The organism is Hydrogenophaga laconesensis, assembly GCF_031457235.1.
Classification (GTDB): Bacteria; Pseudomonadota; Gammaproteobacteria; order Burkholderiales; family Burkholderiaceae_C; genus Hydrogenophaga; species Hydrogenophaga laconesensis.
In genome coordinates, this window is record NZ_JAVDWE010000005.1 from 187,646 (window position 1) to 202,354 (window position 14,709).

The 14,709-nt window shown below is 64.1% G+C and carries 13 protein-coding genes; 8 read left to right on the forward strand and 5 right to left on the reverse strand.

Annotated features, from left to right (window positions below; genetic code table 11):
- Positions 1 to 3 precede the first annotated feature (3 nt).
- The 5 genes from ugpQ to ugpB form a co-directional block, all read right to left on the reverse strand.
- Positions 4 to 762, reverse strand: coding sequence for a glycerophosphodiester phosphodiesterase (gene ugpQ, locus J2X09_RS11185; protein WP_204733500.1), 759 nt, complete (start codon positions 760 to 762; stop codon positions 4 to 6).
- A complete protein-coding gene (gene ugpC, locus J2X09_RS11190) occupies positions 759 to 1,763 on the reverse strand; it encodes a sn-glycerol-3-phosphate ABC transporter ATP-binding protein UgpC (RefSeq protein WP_204733501.1) in 1,005 nt (334 codons plus the stop codon). Before ugpC ends, ugpQ begins: the two co-directional genes overlap by 4 nt.
- A gap of 49 nt (positions 1,764 to 1,812) precedes the next feature.
- Positions 1,813 to 2,664: a sn-glycerol-3-phosphate ABC transporter permease UgpE gene (ugpE, locus tag J2X09_RS11195; RefSeq protein ID WP_204733502.1), complete on the reverse strand. Its 852-nt coding sequence runs from the start codon at positions 2,662 to 2,664 to the stop codon at positions 1,813 to 1,815.
- Between the two features lies 1 nt (position 2,665).
- Positions 2,666 to 3,547, reverse strand: coding sequence for a sn-glycerol-3-phosphate ABC transporter permease UgpA (gene ugpA, locus J2X09_RS11200; protein WP_204733503.1), 882 nt, complete (start codon positions 3,545 to 3,547; stop codon positions 2,666 to 2,668).
- 126 nt (positions 3,548 to 3,673) lie between these two features.
- Positions 3,674 to 4,993, reverse strand: a complete 1,320-nt coding sequence (ugpB, locus tag J2X09_RS11205; RefSeq protein ID WP_204733504.1) for a sn-glycerol-3-phosphate ABC transporter substrate-binding protein UgpB — start codon at positions 4,991 to 4,993, stop codon at positions 3,674 to 3,676.
- Between the two features lie 184 nt (positions 4,994 to 5,177).
- Here ugpB and J2X09_RS11210 point away from each other — a divergent pair, with 184 nt between their 5' ends.
- From J2X09_RS11210 to J2X09_RS11245, 8 genes are all read left to right on the forward strand, one after another.
- Entirely contained in the window at positions 5,178 to 9,056 is a 3,879-nt protein-coding gene (locus J2X09_RS11210; protein WP_204733505.1) for a DUF3683 domain-containing protein, read from the forward strand.
- Positions 9,057 to 9,071: 15 nt separating this feature from the next.
- Positions 9,072 to 9,485, forward strand: coding sequence for a gamma-butyrobetaine hydroxylase family protein (locus J2X09_RS11215; RefSeq protein ID WP_204733506.1), 414 nt, complete (start codon positions 9,072 to 9,074; stop codon positions 9,483 to 9,485).
- Positions 9,486 to 9,498: 13 nt separating this feature from the next.
- Positions 9,499 to 10,230 carry a bifunctional demethylmenaquinone methyltransferase/2-methoxy-6-polyprenyl-1,4-benzoquinol methylase UbiE gene (gene ubiE / locus J2X09_RS11220; protein WP_204733507.1) on the forward strand — a complete coding sequence of 244 codons (732 nt, stop codon included), beginning with the start codon at positions 9,499 to 9,501 and terminating at the stop codon, positions 10,228 to 10,230.
- A 44-nt stretch (positions 10,231 to 10,274) separates the two neighbouring features.
- Positions 10,275 to 11,258 (forward strand): Tim44 domain-containing protein, encoded by a 984-nt coding sequence (locus J2X09_RS11225; RefSeq protein ID WP_204733508.1) that lies wholly within the window; start codon positions 10,275 to 10,277, stop codon positions 11,256 to 11,258.
- Between the two features lie 81 nt (positions 11,259 to 11,339).
- Positions 11,340 to 11,951 carry a ubiquinone biosynthesis accessory factor UbiJ gene (locus tag J2X09_RS11230; RefSeq protein ID WP_310308257.1) on the forward strand — a complete coding sequence of 204 codons (612 nt, stop codon included), beginning with the start codon at positions 11,340 to 11,342 and terminating at the stop codon, positions 11,949 to 11,951.
- Positions 11,948 to 13,513, forward strand: coding sequence for a ubiquinone biosynthesis regulatory protein kinase UbiB (gene ubiB, locus J2X09_RS11235; RefSeq protein WP_204733509.1), 1,566 nt, complete (start codon positions 11,948 to 11,950; stop codon positions 13,511 to 13,513). Before J2X09_RS11230 ends, ubiB begins: the two co-directional genes overlap by 4 nt.
- A gap of 138 nt (positions 13,514 to 13,651) precedes the next feature.
- Complete coding sequence (locus J2X09_RS11240) at positions 13,652 to 13,993, forward strand: FmdB family zinc ribbon protein (protein ID WP_204733510.1); 342 nt, start codon at positions 13,652 to 13,654, stop codon at positions 13,991 to 13,993.
- A 10-nt stretch (positions 13,994 to 14,003) separates the two neighbouring features.
- Positions 14,004 to 14,681 (forward strand): DUF502 domain-containing protein, encoded by a 678-nt coding sequence (locus tag J2X09_RS11245; RefSeq protein ID WP_204733511.1) that lies wholly within the window; start codon positions 14,004 to 14,006, stop codon positions 14,679 to 14,681.
- The last annotated feature ends 28 nt before the right edge of the window (positions 14,682 to 14,709 follow it).

Sequence of the window (14,709 nt, forward strand, 5' to 3'; positions counted from 1 at the left end):
GCTTCAGCGGCCTGGCGGAAACAGGTCGACGCGGTCGGTGATGATGCTGTCCAGGCCCAGGTCCAGCAACCGTTGCGCGGCCCACTCGTCGTTCACCGTATAGGCCAGGGTGCGCAGGCCGGCCTCGCGGGCCTGCGCCACGCTCGGTCGGTCCCACAGCGCGTGGTTGCAGACCACGGCCACGCACGCCAGATCCTGCGCGGCCTGGCGCCAGCCGTCCCACAGCGTATCGAGCAGCAGGCCCCGCGGCAGGTTGAGCGCCGCTTCTCTCGCACCCCGCAGGGCATCGGGCTGGAACGATGTGAGAAGGGGCGGGCGTGCGGTGTCGGTCGACCACAGCTTCGCTGCGGTTTCGGCCACCGCACGCCCCGTGGTCAGCTCGGTCCCCGGGGTGGGCTTGATCTCGATGTTGAGCCAGTGCCCTTGCGCCTGACAGTGGTGTGCCACCGCTTCCAGCGTGGCGAGCGGCTCGCCCGCGAAAGCGCGGGAGTGCCAGCTGCCTGCATCCAGCAGGCTCAATTCTTTCCAGTCGCGATTCCCCGCCACGCCTGCGCCATTCGTGGTGCGCTCCAGCGTCGCGTCATGCAACAGAAACACTACACCGTCGGCGCTGAGCTTGGCGTCGCATTCGTACATGCGGTAGCCGTGGCTCGCTCCCAGGCGGAACGCTGCCAGGGTGTTTTCGGGCGCCAGCTTTCCGGCGCCACGGTGGGCGATCCAGCGTGGATAGGCCCACAGGCCGCCTGCCTGCTCCTCGCTCATTGGCGGTGGCCGGTTTCGGCGTCGAACCAGTGCAAGCGATCTTCGCGGGGCTTGGCGTGGATGGTGCTGCCGACAGCAGGCGCTCCCTGGTCTTCGTGCGTGCGGATGATCAGCATCTCGTCGCCCAACCGCGCGTGTACCAGCCGTTCCGCGCCCAGCAGTTCGACGGTTTCCACCTGCAAGGCCCAGCCCTCGGTGCCGATGTCGATGTGCTCCGGACGGATCCCCAGAATGCTGCCCGCGCGCCCACCCGGTGCGTGTTTGAGCAGGTTCATCGGTGGCGAACCGATGAAGCTGGCGACAAAGGTGGTGGCAGGGTGGGTGTAGACCTCTTCGGGTGTACCGAACTGTTCCATGTTGCCCGCGTTCATCACGATCATGCGTTCGGCCAGCGTCATGGCCTCGACTTGGTCGTGTGTGACGAACAGAGAGGTGATGCCCAGTTCGCGGTGCAGCTTCTGGATTTCCAGCCGGGTCTGGGCGCGCAGCTTGGCGTCCAGGTTGGACAGCGGCTCGTCGAACAGAAACACCTGGGGCTGGCGCACGATCGCACGCCCCATGGCCACGCGCTGGCGCTGGCCGCCCGAGAGTTCGCGCGGCTTGCGCTCGAGCAGGTGACCGAGTTCGAGGATCTTGGCGGCCTTGTCCACCCGGGCACGAATCTCTTCCTTGGGCACCTTGGCGATTTTCAGGCCGTAGGCCATGTTGTCGAAATTCGTCATGTGCGGGTAGAGCGCGTAGTTCTGGAACACCATCGCGATGTCGCGCTGGGCCGGTTCCAGGTTGTTGACGACTCGGTCGCCGATGCGCAGCTCGCCGCCGGAGATTTCCTCCAGGCCCGCGACCATGCGCAGCAGCGTGGACTTGCCACAGCCCGAGGGGCCGACGATGACGACGAACTCGCCATCCTGGATCTCGGCATTCACCCCGTGGATGACCTGATTGGCCTTGGGGCCGATGCCGTAGCGCTTGACGATGTTGCGGAGTGAGAGAGAGGCCATGACGTGTGTTGCGTTCGGGTTGTGTATCGGGGCGGTGCGCGGCGGGCGGCTACTTCTCGGTGTCCACCAGGCCCTTGACGAACCATCGCTGCATGAAGATCACCACGAGCGCGGGTGGCAGCATGGCCAGCAGCGCGGTGGCCATCACGATGTTCCACTCGTTGCCCGCGTCGCCGCCGGCGATCATGCGCTTGATGCCGATCACAACCGGGTACATCTCTTCGGAGGTGGTGACCAGCAGGGGCCACAGGTACTGGTTCCAGCCGTAGATGAACTGGATCACGAACAGCGCAGCGATCGAGGTGCGCGAGAGGGGCACCAGAATGTCCTTGAAAAAGCGCATCGGGCCGGCACCGTCCACCCGCGCGGCCTCGACCAGTTCATCCGGCACGGTGAGGAAGAACTGCCGGAAGAGAAAGGTTGCGGTGGCCGAGGCGATCAGCGGAATCGTCAGGCCGGCGTAGGTGTTGAGCATGCCCAGGTCGGACACCACCTGGTAGGTCGGGCCGATGCGCACCTCGACCGGCAGCATCAGCGTGATGAAGATCAGCCAGAAGCAGATGTTCTTGAACGGGAAACGGAAATAGACAATCGCAAAGGCCGACAGCAGCGAGATGGCGATCTTGCCGAAGGTGATGACGAGCGCCGTCACCAGGCTCACCCACATCATGCGGGCCACGGGGGCGCTCGAACCCGGTCCGCTGCCACCACCCATCAGCGTGTCGCGGTAGGTCTGCCAGAAGTTGCTGCCGGGCAGCAGGGGCATGGGCGCCTGCACGATGTCTTGTGCCGTGTGGGTGGACGCCACGAAGGCCAGGTACAGCGGGAAGCCGACGATGAGCACGCCGAGCACCAGGATCAGGTGCGACAGCAGCGTCAGGTAAGGACTGCGTTCAACCATGTCAGTACTGCACTTTCTTCTCGACGTAGCGGAACTGGATCACCGTGAGCAGGACGACGATGACCATCAGCACCACGGACTGCGCGGCCGAGCCACCCATGTCCATGGCCTTGAAGCCGTCGTGGTAGACCTTGTAGACGAGGATCGCGGTGTCGCGCCCTGGCCCACCTTGCGTGGTGGCGTCCACGATGGCGAAGGTGTCGAAAAAGGCGTACACCACGTTGATGACCAGCAGGAAGAAGGTGGTGGGCGACAGCAGCGGGAACTGGATGCTCCAGAACCGGCGCCAGGGGCCGGCCCCGTCGATGGCGGCGGCCTCGATCAGCGACTTCGGGATCGACTGCAGCCCCGCCAGGAAGAACAGGAAGTTGTAGGAAATCTGCTTCCACACCGCAGCGATCACGATCAGCGTCATCGCATGGTCGGAGTTCAGCATGTGGTTCCAGTCGAACCCCGACTGGCGCAGCATGTAGGCCACCACACCGAGTGAGGGCGAGAACATGAACATCCAGAGCACGCCGGCCACCGCTGGCGCCACGGCGTAGGGCAGCAGCAGCGCGGTCTTGTAGGCGAGCGCGCCCTTGATGATGCGGTCGGCAAAAATGGCCAGCACCAGCGAAATCGCGATGCCGAATCCGGCGACCAGCACCGAGAAGAAGGCGGTGGTCTTGAACGAGGCCAGATAGCTCGGGTCTTCGAACAGGTTCCTGAAGTTCTCCAGGCCCACCCATTCCTTCGAAAAACCGAACGAGTCCTGCACCTGGAATGACTGCACCAGGGCCTGACCCGCCGGCCAGAAGAAAAAGATGCTGATGACCGCCAGCTGTGGTGCCAGCAGCACCCACGGCAGCCACGAGGAGCGGAAGAGAACGCGCTTTTCCATTTCTGTCTTTCCAGGTCTTTCAAAAGACAACCCGCCGCACTGCAAACCCGGGGGGGCATGCAGAGTGGCGGGCTATCGATGCCTCACCAAGTGTCTGGTGGGCATCATCGGGCTCACGGCGCGAGCTTACTTGTTCGCGCGGGCGAAGCGTACCAGTTGCTCGTTGCCGCGGGCTGCGGCGGTGTCCAGCGCTTCCTTGGGCGTTTTCCGGCCAGCCCAGATCTGTTCGGTTTCCTCATCGATGATGGTCCGGATCTGCACGAAGTTGCCCAGGCGGATGCCGCGCGACTTTTCGGTGGCCTTGCGGATCATCTGCGTCACGGCCACGTCGGTGCCCGGGTTCTTTTCATAGAAACCGGACGCTTCCGTCAGCTTGTAGGCGGCCGTGGTCACGGGCAGGTAACCGGTGCGCTGGTGGCTGGCGGCCTGCACCCGGGTGTCGTTCAGGAAGTTCAGGAAATCGGCCACGCCCTTGTACTCGGCAGGCTTCTTGCCGGCCATCACCCACAGGCTGGCCCCGCCGATGGCCGTGTTCTGGGGAGCGCCCTTGACGTCGGCGTAGTAGGGCAGGGTGGAGATGCCGTAGGCAAACTTGGCGTCCTTGCTCACGCGGGCGTACAGGCCCGAGGAGCCAGTGATCATGGCGCATTCGCCCGAAGGGAAGGAGGCGTCGGGTGCGTTGCCGCGGCCCTTGTAGACGAAGCTGCCTTCCTTGGACGCCTTGGCCAGATTCTCGAAATGGCGCACGTGCAACGGCGTGTTGATCTGGAGTTGTGCGTCGTTGCCGTCGAAGCCGTTGTTCTTGGAGGCGAACAGGGTGTTGTGCCAGAGCGAGAAGCTCTCCAGTTGCGTCCAGCTGATCCAGCTGGTGGTGAACGGGCAGGCGTGGCCGCTGGCCTTGAGTTTGGACGCGGCTGCGAACACCTCGGGCCAGGTCTTGGGGGCCTTTTCAGGGTCCAGACCGGCCTTCTTGAAGGCGTCCTTGTTGTAATAGAAGATGGTGGTCGAGCTGTTGAGCGGGTAGCTCAGCATCTGGCCGTTGGGCGCGGTGTAGTAACCCGCCACGGCGGACACGTACTGCGTCGGGTCGAATTTGAAGCCGGCGTCGTTGAGCACCTTGGCCGCGGGAACGATCGCGCCCTTGCTGGCCATCATCGTGGCGGTGCCGACCTCGAACACCTGCAGGATGTGCGGTGCGTTCCCTGCGCGGAAGGCGGCGATCGCACCCGTCATGGACTCGTCGTAGGTGCCCTTGTACGTGGGAACCACCTTGTACTGGGTCTGGCTGGCGTTGTACTGCCTAGCGAGGTCATTGACCCACTCGCCAAGCGCTGCGCTCATCGAATGCCACCACTGGATCTCGGTCGGGGCCTGGGCGTGGACGGGGCCGCTCATCAGGGCGGCGAGCGCCAGGGCGCCGGTCAAGGGAAGAAAACGCTTCTGCATGGGTGTTGCTCCTAGGGAAATGGTCGGAAACCGGTGGGGGTAGGGTATGGCTCCGATATGACAAAACCATTGCACATGCGTTTCCCGGGCATGACAACAGGGGTTTCCACAGGGTGGCATGGGATATGTTGCGCTGCGGTACCATCTTGGGTTCTGTACTGTCAAGCTGGCGACTGCCACACAAATGAACGCACCCACACCGCTTTCGTTGCTCGCCACCGCCACCGACGATGCGCCGCGTTTGCGCGAGATTCCCTATAACTACACCTCCTTCTCGGATCGTGAAATTGTGGTGCGGTTGCTCGGGGAGCGCGCCTGGCTGCTGCTGGACGAGCTGCGAGGGGAGCGCCGCACCGGGCGCTCGGCGCGCATGCTCTATGAGGTGCTGGGTGACATCTGGGTGGTTCAGCGCAATCCCTACCTGCAGGACGACCTGCTCGACAGCCCCAGGCGCCGCCAGCAACTGGTGGATGCCTTGCACCACCGCCTGGCCGAGGTGCAGAAGCGCCGCACGCCCCAGGACGATGTGGCGCGCGACGCCCTGGTGGACGAATTGCTCAAGTCGGCACGCTCGGCGGTTGACCAGTTTTCCCGCTCTTTTGAAGACATGGCGACGCTGCGCCAGCGTGCCACCAAGGCGCTGCGCAAGCTCACCGCCCGCGACAACATCAAGTTCGATGGCCTCTCGCGCGTCTCCCATGTCACCGACGCCACAGACTGGCGCGTCGAATACCCCTTCGTGGTGCTCACGCCCGACACAGAGGCCGAAATGGCCTTGCTCGTCAAGGGTTGTTTCGAGCTGGGCCTGACCATCATTCCGCGCGGGGGCGGTACCGGCTACACCGGCGGCGCGATCCCGCTGACATGGAAGAGTGCGGTGATCAACACCGAGAAGCTCGAGGCCATGACCGAAGTCGAGTGGGTCAAGGTGCCGGGCCATGAGCAACCGCTGCCCACCATCTGGACCGAGGCAGGCGTTGTGACCCAGCGCGTGTCCGACGCGGCAGACCGGGCCGGCCATGTCTTCGCCGTCGATCCCACCTCGGCCGAGGCCTCCTGCATCGGCGGCAACATCGCGATGAACGCGGGCGGCAAGAAGGCCGTGCTGTGGGGCACGGCACTGGACAACCTGGTGTCGTGGCGCATGGTCACGCCGCAGGCACAGTGGCTTGAAGTCACCCGCCTCGACCACAACCTCGGCAAGATCCATGATGCCGAGGTCGCCACTTTCGAACTCCGGTACTTCGAGGCCGACGGCAAGACGCCGGTGCGCACCGAACAGCTCGCGATTCCCGGCCGAACCTTCCGCAAGGAAGGCCTGGGCAAGGACGTGACCGACAAGTTCCTCAGTGGCCTTCCCGGCATCCAGAAGGAAGGCTGTGACGGCCTGATCACGAGTGCGCGCTGGGTGGTGCACCGCATGCCCGAGCATGTGCGAACGGTGTGCCTGGAGTTCTTCGGCAACCCCAAGGACTGCGTGCCCTCCATCGTCGACATCAAGGACTTCATGTTCGGTGAGATGAAACGCCCTGGCGGCGCCATCCTGGCCGGCCTGGAGCACCTCGATGACCGTTACTTGAAAGCCGTGGGTTATGCCACCAAGAGCAAGCGCGGCACCTTGCCCAAGATGGTGCTGATCGGCGACATCGTGGGTGATGACGCCGATGCCGTCGCGCGTGCCACCAGCGAAGTCATCCGCCTGGCGAATTCGCGCAGCGGCGAAGGTTTCGTGGCCATCAGCGCGGAAGCACGCAAGAAATTCTGGCTCGACCGCAAGCGCACCGCGGCCATCAGCAAGCACACCAACGCCTTCAAGATCAACGAAGACGTGGTGATCCCACTGCCGCGCATGGGTGAGTACACCGAGGGCATCGAGCGCATCAACATCGAGCTCTCGCTGCGCAACAAGATCAAGCTGGCCGATGCACTCGAGGCCTTTTTTGCCAAGGGTCATCTGCCCCTGGGCAAAACCGACGACGCGAGCGACATTCCCAGTGCCGAGCTGCTGGAGGACCGCGTGCAGCAGGCGCTGGCGCTGGTGCGCGAGGTACGAACACTCTGGACTGGCTGGTTGCGCGACATCGACACGCTGTTCCCGCAGCTCCAGGACCACAGCCTGCGGGCGAGCTGGAAGGCGCAGATCCGCGCCCCGTTGCAGGCCATCTTCACCGGCGCCGCGTTCGGCCCGCTGCTGGCGGAGTGCAACGCCATCCACAAGCGCGTGCTCAAGGGGCGCGTGTGGGTGGCGCTGCACATGCACGCCGGTGATGGCAATGTGCACACCAACATTCCGGTGAACAGCGACGACTACGAGATGCTGCAGACCGCGCATGAAGCGGTCGCCCGCATCATGGTGCTGGCCCGGCGGCTGGACGGCGTGATTTCCGGCGAGCATGGCATCGGTATCACCAAGCTGGAGTTCCTCACCGATGAGGAACTGCGTCCCTTTGCCGAGTACAAGAGCCGGGTCGATCCTGAAGGCCGCTTCAACAAGGGCAAGCTGCTGCGCCAGGGCACGACGGACGACGCAACCCTTCGCAGTGCCGATCTGTCGCATGCCTACACGCCCAGCTTCGGATTGATGGGCCACGAATCGATCATCATGCAGCGCAGCGAGATTGGTGCCATCGCCGACAGCGTCAAGGATTGCCTGCGCTGCGGCAAATGCAAGCCGGTGTGCGCCACGCACGTGCCCCGTGCGAATCTGCTGTACTCGCCGCGCAACAAGATCCTGGCCACCTCGCTGCTGATTGAGGCCTTCCTTTATGAAGAGCAGACGCGCCGCGGCATCAGCATCAAGCACTGGGAAGAGTTCGAAGACGTGGCTGACCACTGTACGGTGTGCCACAAGTGCCTGAGCCCGTGTCCGGTCAAGATTGACTTCGGCGACGTCACCATGAACATGCGCAACCTGTTGCGCAAGATGGGTCAGAAGAGCTTCCGCCCAGGCAACGCGGCGGCCATGTTCTTCCTCAACGCGACCAACCCCGAGACGATCAAGTTCGTGCGAGGCGCAATGGTGGGCGTGGGCTTCAAGGCCCAGCGGCTGGCGAACGACCTGCTCAAGCGTGTTGCACGCAAGCAGACCAGCGCACCGCCGGCCACGCTGGGCGCTGCTCCGATCAAGGAACAGGTGATCCACTTCATCAACAAGAAGATGCCGGGGGGCTTGCCCAAGAAGACCGCCCGGGCCTTGCTGGACATTGAAGACAAGGACTACGTGCCCATCATCCGCAACCCGTCGGCGACCACTGCGGAGACGGAGGCGGTGTTCTACTTTCCCGGTTGCGGTTCAGAACGGCTGTTCTCGCAGGTTGGTCTGGCCACCCAGGCCATGCTCTGGCACGCGGGCGTGCAGACCGTGCTGCCACCGGGCTACCTGTGCTGCGGCTATCCGCAGCGCGGCAGTGGCCAGTTCGACAAGGCCGAGAAGATGATCACCGACAACAGGGTGCTCTTTCACCGCGTCGCCAACACCCTGAACTACCTCGACATCAAGACCGTGGTGGTGAGCTGCGGCACCTGCTACGACCAGCTGCAAGGCTACGAATTCGACAAGATCTTCCCGGGGTGCCGGATCATCGACATCCACGAGTACCTGCTGGAGAAAGGCATCACGCTGCCCGGCGGGCAGGGCGGGTACCTGTACCACGACCCGTGCCACACGCCCATGAAGCTGCAGGAACCGATGAAAACGGTCAAGGCGCTGGTAGGCAGCAACGTGGTGGAAAGCAAGCGTTGCTGTGGTGAGTCCGGCACGCTGGGTGTTACCCGGCCGGATGTCTCCACCCAGATCCGCTTCCGCAAGGAAGAGGAAATCCGCAAGGGCGAGGCCGCGCTGCGGGCCGCTGGCACGGTGGGCGAGCGCGACAACGTGAAGATCCTGACCTCCTGCCCGAGCTGCCTGCAGGGGCTGAGTCGCTATGGTGACGACCTCAAGTCAGGCCTGCTGGAGGCCGATTACATCGTCGTGGAAATGGCACGCCAGATCCTCGGCGAAGAGTGGTTGCCGGCTTACGTGGCCAAGGCCAACCAGGGCGGCATCGAGCGCGTGCTGGTCTGAACAACGGAGATACCCATGGCCGGACTCGACAAGAACACCCCTTCGCCTCAGTCGATCACCCTGCACCAGCAGTCGCGCGTGCTCGAGGTCGGTTTTGACGATGGCCGCGAATTCCGGATTCCCTTCGAGCTGATGCGGGTCTATTCACCGTCGGCCGAAGTGCAGGGCCATGGCAAGGGCCAGGAAGTTTTGCAGACTGGCAAGCGAGAGGTCGGCATCCTCGATATCGCCCCCGTGGGCAACTATGCGGTGCAGCCGACCTTCACGGATGGTCACAGTTCGGGCATCTTTTCCTGGGACTATCTCTACTTTCTGGGTTCGAAGCAGGACGAACTGTGGGCCGACTACGACGCCCGCCTGCTGGCCGCCGGCGTGGAGCGCGACGCACCCATGCCCGAAAAGGGCGGACACGCCTGCGGCAGCCACTGACCGGGAACACACCATGGCCTCCACCCATTTCGGATTCAAGACCGTCGACGAGCAAGAGAAGGCGCGGCACGTCCGCGGCGTGTTCGATTCGGTCGCGCCCAGGTACGACGTGATGAACGACCTCATGTCGGCCGGCCTGCACCGCATCTGGAAGCGTTACACCATCACCGTCGCCAATCCGCAGCCGGGCGATCAGGTGCTCGACATTGCCGGCGGTACCGGTGACCTGTCCCTGGCCTTTGCCCGCAAGGTGGGGTCCACCGGGCGGGTGGTGCACACCGACATCAACGAAGCCATGCTGCGCGAAGGCCGTTCGCGCCTGCTGGACCTGGGGATCGTTCTGCCCACCATGGTGTGCGACGCGGAGAAACTGCCGTTCACCAGTGGATCTTTCGACTTTGTGTCGGTGGCATTCGGTTTGCGCAACATGACCCACAAGGAACTTGCGCTGGCCGAAATGCATCGGACGCTCAAGCCGGGTGGCAAACTGCTGGTCTTGGAGTTTTCCCGGGTGGCGAAACCGCTCGAGAAAGCTTATGACTGGTATTCATTCAACATCCTGCCGAAGCTGGGCAAGCTGGTGGCCAATGATGAGGAAAGTTACCGCTATCTCGCGGAATCCATCCGGATGCACCCAGGCCAGGAGGAATTGAGGCAGATGATGCGCACGGTGGGCTTTGGTCACGTGGACGTGCACAACCTGAGCGCCGGTGTGGTGGCGTTGCATGTGGGCATCAAGTGCTGAATCGGGTTTGTTGAGGTTTCTGTTGTTTTGAAGGAGGCAAAGGCATGAACAAGATGTGGTCGGTGTTGCTGGTCTGCGTGATGGCGCTCGGCACCCAGGATATTTGGGCCAAGCGCATGGGCGGCGGCATGTCGTTCGGCAAGCAGTCGGGCAATGTGACGCAGCGCAACAGCGCGCCGCCGTCGCAACAGGCCACGCCGCAGCAGGCGCCGGCGCAAAGCGCCGCCGCGCGGCCCGCCACAGCCAATCCGGCGGGCGCAGCTGCGGCCGCGCCCAAGCGGCCGTGGGGCGCGATGCTCGGTGGACTTGCGGCCGGCCTCGGCTTGGCGTGGCTGGCTTCCTCGCTGGGTTTTGGCGAAGCCTTTGCCCAGTTCCTGCTATTTGCCCTGCTCGCCGTTGTCGTGATGGTGGTGGTCGGCATGGTGATGCGTCGCCGTGCGCCTGCCATGGCCTACCAGGGTGCTGGCCACTCGCAGTTCGATCCGGCCACCCCGCGCAGCTACCAGCCGAAGAATGTGGGCAACGACGCTTCGGCGCGACCCTGGGAGCGCAGCGGCCCGGCCAGCCTCGACGCCATTCGCCCGGCGGGTGCTGGTGGCTCGATGATCGGCTCAGCGCTTGGCGGCAGCCAGAGCTGGGGCGTCCCTGCCGGGTTTGATGCCGATGGTTTCCTGAAGGCATCGAAGGCCAATTTCGTGAGCCTGCAGGATGCCTGGGACCGTTCCGACATCCCCGCGCTGCGCGCCATGATGACCGATGACATGCTGGAGCAGATTCGCGGCCAGCTGACCGAGCGTGAGCAGTCCAGTGGCGGTGCCGTGAACAAGACCGAGGTAGTGATGCTCGACGCCCAGTTGCTGGGCATCGAGGAGTTGCACGGCGAATACATGGCCAGCGTCGAGTTCTCGGGGCTGATCCGCGAGGAGGCCTCTGCCGGCCCGAACCCCTTCCGCGAGGTGTGGAACATCACGCGGCCGAAGAACGGTCCCGGCGGCTGGCTGGTGGCGGGCGTGCAAGCCCTTCAGTGATGTGGTCTGTGCCCCCGCACCGGGCGTGACGGTGCGGGCTGGCGCCGCGCACCACGCTTTATCCGTCAGAATCGGGTGGTCATGAAAAATGAACCACCCGTTTCTTCGTCTGGGGCTGGCACCGGCACCCCTTTGAACTTCCTGCAATCCCTGTTGGGCGCGATTCGCCCTCCCGAATGGGTGGTCGATGAACTGCAGAACCGCGTGGTGCTGTTCCTCAACCATGTGCTGATGCAGGAAAAAGCCGCTCAGGACCGCTTGCGCCGCCAGAAGGGCAAGGCGGTGCGCGTCCAGTGGGGCGATTTCCACCTCACCCTTGCGCCGACCGCCGCCGGCCTTCTGGAACGCAGCCCGCCCGAGGCCACGCCCGAGTTGAGCGTCACCCTGACGCAGCGGTCGCCCTTGGCCATGGCTCAGAGCGTGCTGGCGGGCCAGAAGCCTGGCGTCGATATCCAGGGCGATGTGCAATTGGCCGCTGAGGTGGCCTGGCTGGTGGACAACGTGCGCTGGGACGTGGAGGAGGACCTGTCCCGCGTGGTCGGTGACGCCACGGCCCACACGCTCGCGAGTTTTGCCCGTTCGGCGGCAAAGGCCGTCAAGGCATTCGTGGAGCGTCTGCCCACTGGCCGTGCGACCCCTGCTGCCGCTGGCGATGCGTCAGCGCCCTCGCGCGCTGACGGACCTTCGGCATGAGCCGGCTTTTCCGCGGCGCCTTCATCGTCTGGGTGGTGTTGCGCTATGGGCTGGACGAGCTGGTGCTCTCCAGTTTCGAGCGGCCGGCTATCCGCCTGCTCACCCGCATCGTCTCCATCGGGCGCAACCTGGAGGCGCCCCGTGGTGCTCGGTTGCGGGAGGCGCTGGAGCGTCTCGGCCCCATTTTCGTGAAGTTCGGTCAGGTGCTGTCCACCCGGCGGGATCTGCTGCCCACCGACATTGCCGACGAGCTCGCGCATCTGCAGGACCGCGTGCCGCCTTTCTCCAGTGAGGTGGCGGTGGCCATGATCGAGCGCTCGTTCGGGAAGCCGCTCGACGAGGTGTTTTCGCATTTCGATCATGTGCCCGTGGCCAGCGCCTCGGTGGCGCAAGTGCATTTCGCCACCCTGCGCGACGGTCGCCATGGCGGCCGCGAGGTGGCGGTGAAGGTGCTGCGCCCGAACATGCGGCCAGTGATTGACAAAGACCTCAGTCTCATGCGCATGATGGCGGCATGGGTGGAGCGCCTGTCGGCCGATGGCAAGCGGCTCAAGCCGCGGGAAGTGGTTGCGGAGTTCGACAAGTACCTGCATGACGAACTGGACCTGCTGCGCGAAGCGGCCAATGCCGCCCAGCTCCGGCGCAACATGCAGGGCCTCAATCTGGTCCTGATTCCCGAGATGCTCTGGGACTATTGCCATACCGAAGTGATGGTGATGGAGCGCATGCACGGTGTGCCGATCAACCGGGTGGACGAGCTTCGCGCGGCCGGTGTGGACATTCCCAAACTCGCACGTGACGGTGTCACGATCTTCTTCACCCAGGTGTTCCGGGACGGGTTCTTCCATGCCGACATGCATCCTGGCAACATCCAGGTCAGCACGGCACCGGGCACCTTCGGCCGTTACATTTCGCTCGATTTCGGTATCGTGGGGACGCTGACGGAGACCGACAAGGAGTACCTGGCGCAGAACTTCACCGCGTTCTTCCGGCGCGACTACAAGCGCGTCGCCGAGCTGCACATCGAATCGGGCTGGGTGCCGGCCGGTACACGGGTGGACGAGCTCGAGTCGGCGATCCGCGCGGTGTGTGAACCCTATTTCGACCGCCCGTTGAAGGAAATCTCGCTGGGCATGGTGCTCATGCGCCTGTTCCAGACGTCGCGCCGCTTCCATGTGGAAATCCAGCCGCAGCTGGTGCTGTTGCAGAAGACGCTGCTGAACATCGAGGGGCTGGGGCGGCAGCTCGACCCCGAACTCGACCTTTGGAGTACCGCCAAACCCTTTCTCGAAAAATGGATGGTGGAGCAGATCGGCCCGCAGAAGCTGCTGCAGCAACTCAAGGACGAGGCGCCGCAGTACGCCAAACTGCTGCCAGCACTACCGCGCCTGCTGCATGCCTATCTGCAGCACAAACCGCACGAGCTGCGGCGCGAGCTGGACACCCTGCTGGCAGAGCAGCGGCGCACCAATCGCCTGCTGCAGGGCATTTTGTATGGCGGCATCGGCTTCGCACTCGGCCTGGTGGTGATGCAGTTGTTGCTGCGCATGCGCCTTTGGTAGATGGCTCCGGGGCTTGAGATCTCGCGCGCACTGATTGCGCCCCCCAATTTATAATGACCGGTTTTGTTCCACGTGCCGCGCGGGGAACGTCATGCGCCGTGGTCCGGCGGCGCTTCTGCCCTCAAACAGGTCCTTGCCATGCCTATCTATGCCTACAAGTGCGCGTCCTGCGGCCATGCCAAGGACGTGCTGCAGAAGATCTCTGACGCACCGCTCAGTGTCTGTCCCGCCTGCGGGCAGGCCAGTTTCCAGAAGCAGCTGACGGCGGCTGGTTTCCAGCTCAAGGGTTCGGGCTGGTATGTGACCGATTTCCGGGAGGGCAACAAGTCGGCCTCCCCGGCGCCGTCCCCGGGCGGCGAAGCCCCCGCCGCTTCCTCGCCCGCCAAAGCATCGGGAGACGCGTCCGCCGACGCTCCAGCGCCTGCCGCCGCACCCGCTCCGTCGGTACCCGCCAGCACGACGCCCCCCACATCCACCTGAGCCCAGTGTGATGGCCGCCTTGCGCAAATGGCTGTTCTCGGGCCTTCTGGTCCTGGTGCCGCTCATCATCACCCTGTGGGTGCTGGAATGGGTGGTGAGCACGCTCGACCAGACATTGCGCATCCTGCCAACGAGCTGGCAGCCCGATCAACTGCTTGGCGTGCACATCCCTGGTCTGGGCGTGGTGTTTGCCCTGGTGGTGGTGGTGTCCATCGGAGCACTTGCCTCCAACATCATTGGCAACAAGCTGGTGAGCTGGTGGCACGCCATGCTGCACCGCATTCCTGTGGTGCGTTCCATCTACTCCGGCGTCAAGCAGGTGTCCGACACGCTGTTCTCCGAGAAGGGGAATGCCTTCCGCAAGGCGCTGCTGGTGCAGTGGCCTCACGAGGGTATGTGGACAATCGCCTTTCTGACCGGTTCGCCGGGTGGTGATGTGCTGTCCCACCTCCAGTCCATGCCCGGCGGCGCAGAGCATGACGAGTTTCTCAGCGTGTACGTTCCCACCACGCCCAACCCCACAGGCGGCTACTTTGTCATGGTGCGCAAGAGCGCCTGCGTCGAGTTGCAGATGAGCGTGGACGAGGCGCTGACGTACATCGTGTCCATGGGCGTGATCGTGCCTGGCGGCCCGAAGAACGCCCAAATCAAACTGGCCACCGACAACGGTGCCGCCTCCAACTCCTGAATGTTCCCTGCGGGCACGCCCGCGAATC

Coding starts and splice junctions, on each gene's coding strand:
- J2X09_RS11215 (WP_204733506.1), top strand. CDS start 9,072: ATGGCCGGACTCGACAAGAACACCCCTTCGCCTCAGTCGATCACCCTG.
- ubiB (WP_204733509.1), top strand. CDS start 11,948: ATGAGCCGGCTTTTCCGCGGCGCCTTCATCGTCTGGGTGGTGTTGCGC.
- J2X09_RS11225 (WP_204733508.1), top strand. CDS start 10,275: ATGAACAAGATGTGGTCGGTGTTGCTGGTCTGCGTGATGGCGCTCGGC.
- ubiE (WP_204733507.1), top strand. CDS start 9,499: ATGGCCTCCACCCATTTCGGATTCAAGACCGTCGACGAGCAAGAGAAG.
- ugpC (WP_204733501.1), bottom strand. CDS start 1,763: ATGGCCTCTCTCTCACTCCGCAACATCGTCAAGCGCTACGGCATCGGC.
- J2X09_RS11240 (WP_204733510.1), top strand. CDS start 13,652: ATGCCTATCTATGCCTACAAGTGCGCGTCCTGCGGCCATGCCAAGGAC.
- J2X09_RS11245 (WP_204733511.1), top strand. CDS start 14,004: ATGGCCGCCTTGCGCAAATGGCTGTTCTCGGGCCTTCTGGTCCTGGTG.
- J2X09_RS11210 (WP_204733505.1), top strand. CDS start 5,178: ATGAACGCACCCACACCGCTTTCGTTGCTCGCCACCGCCACCGACGAT.
- ugpA (WP_204733503.1), bottom strand. CDS start 3,547: ATGGAAAAGCGCGTTCTCTTCCGCTCCTCGTGGCTGCCGTGGGTGCTG.
- ugpB (WP_204733504.1), bottom strand. CDS start 4,993: ATGCAGAAGCGTTTTCTTCCCTTGACCGGCGCCCTGGCGCTCGCCGCC.
- J2X09_RS11230 (WP_310308257.1), top strand. CDS start 11,340: ATGAAAAATGAACCACCCGTTTCTTCGTCTGGGGCTGGCACCGGCACC.
- ugpQ (WP_204733500.1), bottom strand. CDS start 762: ATGAGCGAGGAGCAGGCAGGCGGCCTGTGGGCCTATCCACGCTGGATC.
- ugpE (WP_204733502.1), bottom strand. CDS start 2,664: ATGGTTGAACGCAGTCCTTACCTGACGCTGCTGTCGCACCTGATCCTG.